This is a genomic window from Bacteroides sp. B1-V-101, from assembly GCF_023656585.1.
Lineage (GTDB): Bacteria > Bacteroidota > Bacteroidia > Bacteroidales > Bacteroidaceae > Bacteroides > Bacteroides thetaiotaomicron.
Map to the genome: position 1 here is coordinate 103,880 of NZ_JAMOKH010000001.1, position 12,630 is coordinate 116,509.

At 34.8% G+C, this 12,630-nt stretch carries 10 protein-coding genes; all 10 read left to right on the forward strand.

The features are described 5' to 3' along the window. Positions 1 to 11: 11 nt before the first annotated feature. The 10 genes from NBH01_RS00455 (at position 12) to NBH01_RS00500 (ending at position 12,620) form a co-directional block, all read left to right on the forward strand. Complete coding sequence (locus tag NBH01_RS00455; RefSeq protein ID WP_250699928.1) at positions 12 to 2,423, forward strand: SLBB domain-containing protein; 2,412 nt, start codon at positions 12 to 14, stop codon at positions 2,421 to 2,423. A gap of 7 nt (positions 2,424 to 2,430) precedes the next feature. Next, a complete protein-coding gene (locus NBH01_RS00460; protein WP_074859918.1) occupies positions 2,431 to 3,534 on the forward strand; it encodes a Wzz/FepE/Etk N-terminal domain-containing protein in 1,104 nt (367 codons plus the stop codon). A 145-nt stretch (positions 3,535 to 3,679) separates the two neighbouring features. Continuing rightward, positions 3,680 to 5,194, forward strand: coding sequence for a lipopolysaccharide biosynthesis protein (locus NBH01_RS00465; protein ID WP_250699929.1), 1,515 nt, complete (start codon positions 3,680 to 3,682; stop codon positions 5,192 to 5,194). Positions 5,195 to 5,196: 2 nt separating this feature from the next. Next, positions 5,197 to 6,216, forward strand: coding sequence for a glycosyltransferase family 2 protein (locus tag NBH01_RS00470; RefSeq protein ID WP_074859869.1), 1,020 nt, complete (start codon positions 5,197 to 5,199; stop codon positions 6,214 to 6,216). Next, complete coding sequence (locus NBH01_RS00475; protein WP_074859872.1) at positions 6,204 to 7,373, forward strand: Coenzyme F420 hydrogenase/dehydrogenase, beta subunit C-terminal domain; 1,170 nt, start codon at positions 6,204 to 6,206, stop codon at positions 7,371 to 7,373. Before NBH01_RS00470 ends, NBH01_RS00475 begins: the two co-directional genes overlap by 13 nt. A gap of 51 nt (positions 7,374 to 7,424) precedes the next feature. Further along, positions 7,425 to 8,540, forward strand: a complete 1,116-nt coding sequence (locus tag NBH01_RS00480) for a polysaccharide pyruvyl transferase family protein (protein ID WP_074859875.1) — start codon at positions 7,425 to 7,427, stop codon at positions 8,538 to 8,540. Positions 8,541 to 8,560: 20 nt separating this feature from the next. Next, on the forward strand, positions 8,561 to 9,592 hold the full coding sequence (locus tag NBH01_RS00485; RefSeq protein ID WP_502801499.1) for a glycosyltransferase family 2 protein: 1,032 nt from the start codon (positions 8,561 to 8,563) through the stop codon (positions 9,590 to 9,592). Then, the gene (locus tag NBH01_RS00490; RefSeq protein WP_074859881.1) at positions 9,585 to 10,571 is read left to right on the forward strand and encodes a glycosyltransferase family 2 protein; all 987 of its coding nucleotides are present in this window, start codon (positions 9,585 to 9,587) and stop codon (positions 10,569 to 10,571) included. Before NBH01_RS00485 ends, NBH01_RS00490 begins: the two co-directional genes overlap by 8 nt. 29 nt (positions 10,572 to 10,600) lie before the next feature. Beyond that, positions 10,601 to 11,575: a glycosyltransferase family 2 protein gene (locus NBH01_RS00495; protein WP_074859883.1), complete on the forward strand. Its 975-nt coding sequence runs from the start codon at positions 10,601 to 10,603 to the stop codon at positions 11,573 to 11,575. 22 nt (positions 11,576 to 11,597) lie between these two features. Further along, a complete protein-coding gene (locus NBH01_RS00500) occupies positions 11,598 to 12,620 on the forward strand; it encodes an EpsG family protein (protein ID WP_074859886.1) in 1,023 nt (340 codons plus the stop codon). Positions 12,621 to 12,630: the final 10 nt, after the last annotated feature.

The following is a 12,630-nucleotide window of genomic DNA, read 5'->3' on the forward strand; positions in this document are numbered from 1 at the left end:
TTTATTTGTCAATGAAAATACAACGACTTTTTAGCATTCTACTTTTTTGTTCTATGCTGGGAAGTGGCTCGCTTATGGCCCAGTCCATGAGTGACTCACAGGTACTGGAATATGTAAAGGACGGCATCCGGCAAGGCAAGGAACAGAAGCAGCTTGCTTCCGAGCTTGCGCGTAAAGGTGTGACCAAGGAACAGGCTATGCGTGTGAAGCAGCTCTATGAGCAGCAGAACAATGTAAACACCTCCCAATCCACGGGTACGGATATCAACGAGTCCCGCCTTCGTGAAGAGACTAAGGAGAATACTTCCGACATGCTGGAGGATCATCCGACTACGGAAGATTTGGCCCGTGAGGACCAGGTTTTCGGGCGCAACATCTTCAATACCCGCAACCTGACGTTCGAGCCTAGTGTCAACCTTGCCACTCCTGCCAATTACCGTCTGGGTCCCGGTGATGAAGTCATCATCGATATCTGGGGTGCCAGCCAGAATACGATCCGCCAGCAGATCTCTCCTGAAGGCACCATCAATATTCAGAAGATCGGGCCTGTCAACCTTAGCGGTATGACAGTCTCCGCCGCCAACGAGTATCTGAAGGGCGCCCTGAATAAGATCTATAACGGTCTGAACAATACTACCGACCCTACTTCCGACATCCGTCTGACTTTGGGTAATATCCGTACTATCCAGATCAATGTGATGGGAGAGGTCGTGCAGCCGGGTACCTACGCCCTTTCTTCCTTCTCTACCGTCTTCCATGCGCTTTACCGTGCAGGCGGCGTGAGTGATATCGGCAGCCTCCGAAACGTTCAGTTGGTACGCAACGGAAAGAATATCGCCACCATCGATGTTTATGAATTTATCATGAAAGGCAACACGCAGGATGACATCCGCCTTCAGGAAGGTGACGTGGTTATCGTCCCCGCCTACGATGTCTTGGTAAAGATCAGCGGCAAGGTAAAACGCCCTATGCGTTTCGAAATGAAGAAAGACGAGAACCTTGCCACTTTAATCAAATATGCCGGCGGCTTTGAAGCCGATGCCTACACCCGTTCATTGCGTGTTGTCCGTCAGAATGGTGAGGAATATGAGGTCAACACGGTCAAGGATATGGACTACAGCATCTACACAATGCGTAACGGCGACGTTGTAACAGCCGAAGCCATCCTTAACCGCTTCACAAACAAACTGGAAATCCGTGGCGCTGTCTATCGTCCCGGCATCTACCAGCTCAGCGGTAAACTGAATACGATCCGCGAACTTGTCCATGAAGCCCAGGGCCTGACTGGTGACGCTTTCCTGAATCGTGCCGTCCTTTATCGCCAGCGTGAGGATTTGACCAGTGAAGTTGTTCAGATAGACATCAGGTCTATCATGGACGGTACTTCCCCGAACCTCGCCCTGATGAAGAATGACATTCTCTACATCCCGAGCATTCACGATCTGGAAGACCGTGGCAATGTCACAGTTCACGGTGAGGTCGCGCACCCTGACTCCTATCCTTATGCTGATAACATGACACTTGAGGATCTGATCATCCAGGCCGGTGGCTTGAAAGAAGCCGCCTCCACTGTCCGCATTGATGTGTCGAGACGAATCAAGAATCCCCGTAGTATCGCGGATAATGATACTATCGGTCAGATGTATACCTTCTCTTTAAAGGATGGTTTTGTCATTGACGGTCAGCCCGGTTTTATCCTTCAGCCTTATGACGAAGTTTATGTCCGTCGCAGTCCGGGTTATCAGGCACAACAGAATGTAGTCATTGATGGTGAAATCCTTTTCGGAGGAAATTATGCCATGACCAACCGTGAGGAACGTCTTTCCGATCTGGTGAATAAAGCAGGTGGCCCTACGAGTCTTGCTTATCTTCGTGGTGCAAAGCTGACCCGTGTGGCAAGTGCGGGTGAGAAGAAACGTATGGGTGATGTGATTCGCCTGATGAGCAGGCAATTGGGTGAAGCCATGATTGACTCTTTGGGTATTGGTGTTGAGGATACCTTTACGGTAGGTATTGATCTGGAGAAGGCTTTGACTAATCCTAAGGGTAGTGCCGACCTTGTCCTACGTGAAGGTGATGTGGTCTTTATACCTAAGAATACTAATACTGTAACTATCAATGGTGCTGTCATGGTTCCGAATACGGTTTCTTATATGAAGGGAAAGGATGTGGATTATTACCTGAATCAGGCCGGTGGCTGTTCTGATAATGCAAGGAAGAGTAAGAAGTTCATTGTTTACATGAATGGTCAGGTGACGAAGGTTAAGGGTAGTGGTAAGAAACAGATTGAGCCGGGGTGTGAGATTATTGTGCCTAGTAAGGCTAAGAAGAAAGGGAACATAGCTAATATTTTAGGTTATGCTACTTCCTTCAGTTCTTTGGGAATGATGATTGCTTCTATTGCTAATTTGATAAAGAATTAAGATAATTATGTCTGAACAATCAGTAGAAAGGGAACCAGAAGAAATGAAGATTGACTTGTTGGATATCTTCAGTAGGATTATAGCAATTCGTAAAAAGCTTTATAAGGCAGCTATTATAGGTTTGTTGATTGGCATTATTGTATGGGCAAGTATTCCTAAAAAATATACGGTCACTGTAATGCTTTCTCCAGAGATGAGTAGTGATAAGGGAAGTAATGGACTTAGTGGGCTGGCTGCCTCTTTTTTGGGTGGGGGAAGTAGTTTTAGTAGTGGTACTGATGCATTAAATGCTTCTTTATCATCTGATATTGTGGCATCTACTCCTTTTCTGCTTGAATTGTTGAATATGGAGGTTGTAGATAATGGAGAGGTAAAAAGATTGTCTGATTATCTCAATACAGAATCTTTTCCTTGGTGGAATTATATTATAGGAGCGCCTAGTAGAATTATTGCTGGAGTGCAATCCTTGTTTATTAATGAAAGGAAGTCCTCTTCAGAGAAATTTCAGGATGGGATAATTATTCTGAATAAGAAAGTAAAGGGGCAGATTGATGTGTTGAAGAAGAATATAACGGCTGCAATTGATAAAAAAACGGCTATAACTAATGTTAGTGTTTCCTTGCAAAATCCTAGCATAACTGCGATTGTGGCAGATTCTGTCGTCCATCGTTTGCAAGAGCATATTATAGATTATCGTACTTCAAAAGCGAAGGAAGATTGTGTTTATTTGGAAAAATTGTTTGAAGAGCGTAAACAGGAATATTATGCAGCTCAAAAAAAATATGCTAAGTATGTAGATACACATGATAATTTGGTTCTTCAAAGTATACGTGCTGAGCAGGAACGTTTACAGAATGATATGAGTTTAGCATATCAAGTTTATAGTCAGGTGATCAATCAGTTGCAAATAGCCAGAGCAAAAGTACAAGAAGAAAAGCCAGTGTTTGCAGTAGTAGAGCCACCTGTCGTACCATTAAAACCTTCAGGTATAGGAGTGAAAATTTATGTTTTGCTATTTGTATTTTTTTCTTTGTTCATAACAGTAGGGTGGGAACTGTTAGGTAGAAATATTTTAGATTGGTTGAAAAAACAGACAAGAAATGAATGTTAATTATTAGTATTTGACTTACTCGTTTTTTTGAGAATATTTGAATTATGTGTCTTATTTTGTTTGTTGAATAACAAGTTGGTATTTGCAATTAATGAAATAGTATGGATTCTGTCAAATTAATTAGTGGATAATTAAAAATATAAGAATGATAGAGGATAATGATAAAAATAAACGTATTGCTAAAAATACATTTTATTTGTATATCCGCATGTTGTTTTCAATGGTAATATCTTTATATACTTCAAGAGTTGTGTTAAATACCTTGGGGGTAGAAGATTTTGGTATATATAATGTAGTTGCAGGGGTAATATCTATGTTCTCATTTTTGAATACTTCAATGAGTGGGGCTGTATCACGTTTTTTTGCCTACGAAATAGGAACGAATAATTGGAAACATTTACAGAATACTTTTTCGTCGGCATTAACTATACACTTGATAATAGCACTGCTTCTTATGCTGTTAAGTGAGACTTTAGGTTTATGGTTTTTGCAAAATAAATTGGTTATTCCAGAGAACCGAATACTAGCTGCTAATATAATTTATCAGTTTTCTATATTTACCAGTATGATAGCGATTATTCAGGTTCCTTATGTTGCTATGATTATGGCTTATGAACGAATGAGTGTTTACGCATGTATTGAAATAATAAATGTTTTGCTGAAATTAGTTATTGTTATATCGTTGATTTACATAACATTTGATAAACTTATTATCTATGGATTACTCCTTTTAATTAGTACTTTGTTGATTTCAGTTATATATGGAACATATTGTATAAGGAAAATAGACAGTTGCCGTTTTTGCTTATTCGGGGATAAAAAACTGATCTATTCTATGTTTACTTTCTCTGGGTGGGATCTATATGGTAACGCTAGTGTGCTAGCAAGAACACAAGGGGTAAACATTTTACTGAATATGTTTTTTGGTGCTGTTTTAAATGCTGCAAGTGGAATAGCAAGTCAGATTCAGACTGCCGTTATGAGTTTTGCTGGTAGTGTGTTATCGGTGGTTCGTCCCCAAATGATAAAGAGTTATGCTGTAGGGGATTATAATCGAATGATAAATTTAATATATAAAGCCTCGATGTATACCTCAATACTTTTATTGTTATTTACGATACCACTTTTAATCGAAACAGATTTCATTTTGACTTTATGGTTGAGTGAAGTACCAATATATGCTGGTATATTATGTCGTTATGTTCTATTGTTTAATTTATTTGCAAATTTATCATCCGTAGTCGTTAGTGCAATACATGCTACTGGAAAAATAAAGAGACCTAGTCTTATTAATGGTACGTTTTATTTGTCAGTAATTCCTTTTGCATACATAGCTTTTTATGTAGGAAGTCAACCACAATTAGCCTATATATATAATATCTTTGCTGTTTTGGCTGGATTATTGTCTAATGTTTGGACTTTACATTTATATATTCCACGTTTTTCTTTTAAACAGTATGCTTGGCTTGTTCTGTGTAGAACAGTTTGTGTAGGATCTTTAACTTTCTTTGCAACTTATTTTTTTAGTAAACTGTTTGATGCTGGATGGACACGTTTGATTTGTGTGGGACTATTTTCGACTATCCTTCTTTTGGTTACTACTTATTTCATTTTGATGACTAATCGGGAAAGAAAACTATTAAAATTAAGACTATTGTAGTAATGAATAGTAAGTTGGTTAGTGTTATAACTCCTTGTTATAATTCTGGTAAATTTATTCATAGATTATTAGAGACGATTCTTGAACAAGATTATCCATGTCTCGAAATGTATGTGATAGATGATGGTTCTGTGGATAATACTAAAGAAGTAGTAAAGAATTATATTACAAAGTTTGATAAAAGAGGGTACACTTTAATCTATATTTTTCAAGAAAATGAAGGGCAATCTGTTGCGGTGAATCGTGCATTGAAGTCTATAAAAGGTGAATATCTTGTGTGGCCTGATAGTGATGATTTTTATGCTAATTCCTCTGCTATATCTAAAATGGTTTCAATATTAGATAAAAGTGATGATTCTGTCAGTATGGTTAGATGTTTACCTATATACTTAAATGAAGAAACTTTGACACTTGATCATAAAACGCCTAATGTAATAGAAATATATAATGAATATTTATTTGAGGATTGCTTGTTTGGAAAAAAACATTTTTGGTTTGTTCCTGGCGATTATATGGTTAAAATGTCAATATTAGATAAATGTATAAGAAATAGGGAGATATATACAGAAAAGAATGCAGGGCAGAATTGGCAGTTAATGCTTCCTTTATTATATCAATATAGGTGTATAACGATTGGAGACTATTTATATAATGTTGTAATACGAGAAGAATCCCATTCAAGGGGACAGTATAAGACCTTTGAAGGGGTATGTGATAAATTGCAATCTTATGAGAATACGTTAATTTGTACTTTAAATAATATGTTGTTTCTTTCTTTAGATGAAAGAGAAAAATATATATATGATATCCGTAAGAAGTATTTATTAGAACGTTTGAATGTTTGTCTAAAGTATCATCGAAAAGAAGATGCTCGAATCATAAGAAAAAGACTGGAAAAAGATTATCAGGTGACTTTATCATTAACAAGAAAATTAGATTATTTGTGTTGTCTGATTCCTGGCTATTTTTTAGTAAAACAGTTCTTATCTAGCTTAAAATATAAATATTTATGCTGCAAATAATAAATAAAGAGGATTGTTGTGGTTGTAGTGCTTGTGTACAAATTTGTCCCAAATGTTGTATTTCTATGTATGAAGATAACGAAGGATTTCTTTATCCTGAAATAAATAAAGATATTTGTGTAAATTGTCATTTATGTGAAAATGTATGTCCTGTACTTCATCAAGGTAATCCTCATCAAACACTACGGACTTATGCGGCAAAAAATAAGAAAGAAGATATTCGTAGTCAAAGTTCATCTGGCGGAGTATTTTCATTGTTGGCTGAGTATATAATTGATAGAGGAGGGGTGGTGTTTGGTGCGCGTTTTAATGAGAAATGGGAGGTAATACATGACTATGTGGAAGTAAAGGAAGGCATAGCTGCTTTTAGAGGTTCAAAATATGTTCAAAGTCAAATAGGGGATAGTTATAAGAAAGTAGAGTTTTTTTTGAAACAAAGTAGAGAAGTCCTATTTTCTGGTACTCCTTGTCAAATTGCCGGATTGAATTATTATTTAAGAAAAAAATATGATAACTTATTGACTGTAGATTTGGTTTGTCATGGAGTCCCTAGTCCAGGTGTTTGGAGAAAATATCTTCGGGATCAAATATTGAATAAAGATCAGAGTCGAATATCAAATATACAGTTTCGTGATAAGCGCTTAGGGTGGAAAAACTTTAGTTTTACTATATGGGGATATTCCAATATTAATAAAAACGTGCCAACAATATTATTAACAGAATCATTGAAGAATAATGTGTTTATGAAAGGCTTTCTTAAAAATCTTTATTTACGACCATCTTGCTATAATTGTCCTTGTAGGAATTTTAAAAGTGGAAGTGATATAACTATTGGTGATTACTGGGGGGTAGAAAACTACTACCATACATATGATGATGATAAAGGGGTAAGTTTGGTTTGTGTTAATACATCATATGGTATGAAAATATATTCTTTGCTTATGGTTGATGGATTTGAGACTCCATATGAGTATACGCTTTCTGCTAATTCTTGTCTTGAAAAAAGTGTTACAATTCCTAAGTTCCGAAATATATTTTGGTTATCTTTTCAACATGAAGGTTTTGACTCTATAGAGCGCATCTGTGGAAAAATGAATCCTAATTTTATACATCGTGCTTTTTCTTGGATAAGGAGTCGTATTCAATATAATAAATGAACTAATTAAAAAAATGTATTGTGAAAGTACTTTTTTGAACTACAATATAATATGCGTATCTGTATTTTAACTCAACCGCTTTGCACAAATTATGGTGGTTTACTTCAAACTTATGCCCTACAAGTGGTCTTGAAGCGTATGGGACATGAAGTTTGGACAGAAAATAGGAAAGAGAATTCTTTGTCATTAATAAGTAAGTTCAAGCTGTTTATTAAACGTATATTAGCTCCGATAAGGGGAATATATTATGGAACAGATGAACAAAATAAAGTGATTTCCCAATATACTGAACTTTTTATTCGTAATTATATAACTATTACTGATCCCGTAACTTCTAATACAAAAGAAGTTTTAAGAAGATATGCTTTTGATGCATATATTGTAGGAAGCGATCAAGTGTGGAGACCTTGTTATTCTTATTATCTACCTAATTATTTTTTAGATTTTACAATGGGAGATAAAGTTAAACGAATTGCTTATGCTGCTTCGTTTGGTACGTCAGAATGGGAATTTACTGCAGAACAAACGGAACAATGTGCTGCTTTGGCTAAAAGTTTTGATGCAATTTCTGTTCGAGAAGATTCTGGAGTGGAATTATGTAGCAAATATTTAGGAGTGAATGCTGTCTGTTTATTAGATCCTACATTATTGTTGAGAAAAGAGGATTATGTTTATTTGGTAGAGAAGGAACAGGTAACCGCTTTTGACAGTAAATTGATGACATATGTATTAGACCAATCCGAAGAGAAACAGAGAATAATTCAGGAGCTATCTTATAAATTAGGTTTGACTCCTATTGTTGTGATGCCTAAGTTTGCTTTTGAGAAAACTGGTCCAAAAAAAATAAGTAATTGTATTTTTCCTCCTGTTACAAAATGGCTTCGAGGATTTATGGATGCTGAATATGTTGTGACAGATTCTTTTCATGGAACAGTTTTTTCTATTATTTTTAATAAGCCTTTTATTGTAATTGCTAATAAAGAAAGGGGATTAGGGAGATTTACATCTTTGCTAAGAATGCTAGGTTTGGAAAGCAGGTTGGTATATACTTTTGATGATATAACAGACCAACTGATATATACTTCTATAGATTATACCCAAGTAAATAGAATTTTACGAAGAGAGAGAGACAGAGCCTTGGAATTTTTGAAAGCATCCTTAAGATAAGATGTATAAATGTTGAGAAGATACTAACGAAAAGAGCTGGTGATAAAATGCGAAAAATGGAAAGTCTTCCTTTGGTAAGTGTGATTGTTCCTGTTTATAGAGCGGAAAAATTCATACAACAGTGTGCTCGCTCACTTTTTGAGCAGACTCTGGAAGAAATGGAGTTTATATTTGTCAATGATTGTACTCCTGATTCTAGTATGGTTATTTTGCGGGAGATAATAAAAGAATATCCCAACCGTGCACGGCAAGTAAGAATAGTGGAGCATGATCAGAATAAGGGGTCAGCAACAGCGAGAAATACAGGATTAGATAATGCACGTGGTAGTTATATTATATATTGTGACAGTGATGATTGGGTGGAGAGGGAAATGTACGAGAAGATGATCAAAAAGGCTTTTGATGACAAGGCGGATATTGTTGGATGCGATTTTTATTATGATTATGTAGATCGTTTAGTTATACATCGACAACACTTTTCTAATGATAATATACAGTGCATTGTTGAATTATTAGAAGGAAAATTGCATGGGTCAATGTGTAATAAATTGATAAATAGAAAACTATATTCATTAGGTCATGTGCGATTTTTTGATGGTATCAATATGTGGGAAGATATAGTTGCTATTATTTCATTATGTTTTTATGCTGGTAAGATTGCATATGTATCTCAACCATTCTATCATTATGTACAGTATAATTCTGCTTCAATAATACGGGATGTAACAACTAAACAAATGGATGACATGATTTATGCTTGTCGAAATATTGAAAGTTTTTTTGTGCAAAATAATAGTTTTGATAAATTTAAATTTCACTTTATATCTCTGGTACTTGGTGTGAAGTTTTATTTGGTTTTGAGGGAAGAAGTAAGGGATTACAATCGTTTTCATTGTTTATGGCCAGAGTTTGACAAAGATATATGGAAGATTGCTCAACGTTGGGATATCTGTTTAATATATTGGCTTGCTTCTCGAAAAAAATATAAGTTGTCTCGATTTATTTTTAGAGGAAAAGAAAAAATTAGAAGGTTAATTTTTAGACATGAATAAAAATCCTTTGGTCAGTGTTATTGTACCAATTTATGGAGTAGAACCATATATTGAAAAATGTGCTCGTTCACTTTTTGAGCAGTCATTGGAAAATATGGAATTTATATTTGTTAATGATTGTACGCCAGATAAAAGTGTAGAAATTTTACGGCAAGTAATTGAGGACTACCCTCGGCGTTATTTACAAATACAAATAATAGAACATGAAGAAAACCGGGGTTTAGCTATGGCGAGAAATAGTGGTTTGCTGATAGCTAAAGGGGAGTATATTATACATTGTGACAGTGATGATTGGGTGGAATTAGATATGTATGAGGAAATGTATGAAAAAGCACTAGAAAAAAATGCGGATATCGTCATTTGTGATTATTATGCAGAATATTCTAATAAACGGATTTATCATATTCAAAGAGAACCCAGGGAAAAAGAAGAATATTTGATAAAAATATTACAAGGTTGTTTACATAATGGTATGTGGAATAAATTGGTAAGAAGGGAGTTATATCAACATTTATCTTTTTGGTATAAAGAGGGAGTTGATATGTGGGAGGATGTGTCCATAATGCCACGGTTGGTATTTTATGCTGAAAATATAGTATCTATACATAAAGCTTTTTATCATTATTCTCAAATTAATATTAATGCTTATACTAAATGTTGGAAAACAGAGTCTTTGCAGAATGTAATAGATGTTGTAAATGTAATTGAGTCATTCCTTTTAGAAAACAAAAATGGTAGGTATAATTTAGAATTGCTATATCTGAAGTTGCGGGCAAAATATTGTTTACTGAGGTACTCTTCAGGTAAGCAACGTAATGTATATCGAAATTTATACTCAGAAGCTGATTCATTAGTTTTTAGTCATTCGGTGTTACCAATTCATGATAAGATAATAATTTGGTGTTGGCTTCATTCTATGGATTGGGGGGCGGCAATAATTCTATCTTTTATTGAAAGAATGAAAAGATGGTTACGGTAACTTTTATGTAGAAGATTAATATTATAGTTATGAATGTATGTCTTAGTGTCATTGTACCGGTATATAATATTGCTCCATATGTGAGGAGATGTATAGAAAGTCTTTTGTGTCAATCATTTTCGGATTTTGAATTATTGATCATCGATGATGGTAGTACAGATGGCAGCGCAGCTATTTGTGATGAATATGCGGGTAAGGAGAAATGTATACGAGTTATTCATCAAATAAATGCGGGAGTTACAGCAGCAAGACGGAGAGGAGTAGAAGAAGCTAAAGGTGATTGGATATGCTTTGTTGATGGTGACGATATTTTACCCCAAAATGCTTTTTGTGATTTATATGGGCATACTTCTGATGTTGATATTGTTATTGGACGGATACATTTAGTAGATATAAATGGGAGAATTCTACAAAGGAATTGTCAAGAAGAACGATGTCTTGATTTTGTGAATTATCTGAAAGCGTTATTGGAACATAAAGTGCCTTTATCTCCTGTGGGCAGAATTTTTCGGAAGAGTTTGTTTGATCCTTCTATATTGGATTTGCCACCTACAATTCGCAGAGGTGAAGATTATATAATGAATGTGAGATTGGCAATAAAATCCGAAAAAATACGGATTATTGATAGACATGTTTATGACTATATTCAGTACTCGGATAGTTGTTTGCATCGTTTTCGTAATACTTGGGAGTATGAGAAGTTATTTAATAGTTTTTTGTTGAGATCAATTACGGATCATCATTTAGAAGAAGAATGTAAAGAAAGTATCGTTCATGCGCATATTCATTTACTGATGGGGGTATTAGATGACCCAAATTTAAATAAAAAGGATGCATTTTATTTGCAAATAGAAAAAGAAGCTTTTGAAATACAAATTACTTTAAAGGAAAAATTGTTGCTAAATTTTGTGGCTTTTCCCTTTTATATACGAAAGTTCATATATAAAACTTTGAAAAAAGTGTATCACTTTGGTAGACAGCTAATTTCATTAATTACTGTTTGATATAGTGATAAATTAAAGTGCAATGATTGGGCTTATTTTCTTTATAATATCTGTTATACTCGGAGTTTGGAGTATAGAGAGTATACTGGTTAGGAAAATTAACTTAAATATAATTGTATTTTGGGGGTTGGTAATAATTGCGGGATTGCGTTATAATGTGGGAGTGGATTATCCTGTATATGAAGATATTTATAATGACCCTTATTCTGTATATACTTATTCCATAGAGCCTGTGTGGCTTATAATAAATAAAGTTTTGTATACTTTAGGATTGAATTCACGAGCATTCTTTTTTCTCACTTCATTAATGATAATGGGGGGATTTTATGTTGGGATTCGGAGGATGTCTCCTAATTTTTATATTTCCATTTTATTGTTTGTTTTGTGTGGATTCTATTTTGATTCTATGAATCTTGTTCGGCAATATGTAGCTGTATCTTTGTTGTTTGTAGCATTTACTTTTTTTTTGAACGGGGAGAATATAAAATATTTATTGTGTGTTTTGCTAGCAGCTTTGTTCCATTATAGTGTGTTGGTAATTTTTCCATTCATTTTGTTAAGTCGTTTTAGATATTCTAATTGGCTGTTAGCTATCATCTTATGCATCAGTTATTTTGGCGGGACTTATTTGTTAAATCTGATTGTTAGCTATGTTATGCCTTCTTTGATGGAATTAGGTCGATATCAATATACTGTAGAGGACTTTGATTCAGGTATAAATACTGGGATACTTAAACTTTTCTATAATTTGTTGGGGGGATTTACTTTGTTATTATATACTAAGCGAGTGCAAACGCAGTATGTATTTGTAAATATGGTTATTATTGGGCTAGTATTATATAATACTTTCTATTTATTTATGCCTGCACGTCGCTTGTATCTTTATTTTTTCCCTTATATAGTGGTTCTTTTTCCTTATTACTTACGAAAGTTTAAGCTGACTTCTCAAGTTATAGTATTAGTAGGTTGTTGTTTGGGTTTCTTGAGTTTTCTTATAAAAAGTAATTGGGGGATACCTTATTCTTTTGATATTCTATTTTTATAGTATTATTTTT

What these genes read in the sequence shown, in the direction of transcription:
- NBH01_RS00455 (WP_250699928.1), top strand. Translation starts at nt 12, where the DNA reads ATGAAAATACAACGACTTTTTAGCATTCTACTTTTTTGTTCTATGCTG.
- NBH01_RS00460 (WP_074859918.1), top strand. Translation starts at nt 2,431, where the DNA reads ATGTCTGAACAATCAGTAGAAAGGGAACCAGAAGAAATGAAGATTGAC.
- NBH01_RS00465 (WP_250699929.1), top strand. Translation starts at nt 3,680, where the DNA reads ATGATAGAGGATAATGATAAAAATAAACGTATTGCTAAAAATACATTT.
- NBH01_RS00470 (WP_074859869.1), top strand. Translation starts at nt 5,197, where the DNA reads ATGAATAGTAAGTTGGTTAGTGTTATAACTCCTTGTTATAATTCTGGT.
- NBH01_RS00475 (WP_074859872.1), top strand. Translation starts at nt 6,204, where the DNA reads ATGCTGCAAATAATAAATAAAGAGGATTGTTGTGGTTGTAGTGCTTGT.
- NBH01_RS00480 (WP_074859875.1), top strand. Translation starts at nt 7,425, where the DNA reads ATGCGTATCTGTATTTTAACTCAACCGCTTTGCACAAATTATGGTGGT.
- NBH01_RS00490 (WP_074859881.1), top strand. Translation starts at nt 9,585, where the DNA reads ATGAATAAAAATCCTTTGGTCAGTGTTATTGTACCAATTTATGGAGTA.
- NBH01_RS00495 (WP_074859883.1), top strand. Translation starts at nt 10,601, where the DNA reads ATGAATGTATGTCTTAGTGTCATTGTACCGGTATATAATATTGCTCCA.
- NBH01_RS00500 (WP_074859886.1), top strand. Translation starts at nt 11,598, where the DNA reads ATGATTGGGCTTATTTTCTTTATAATATCTGTTATACTCGGAGTTTGG.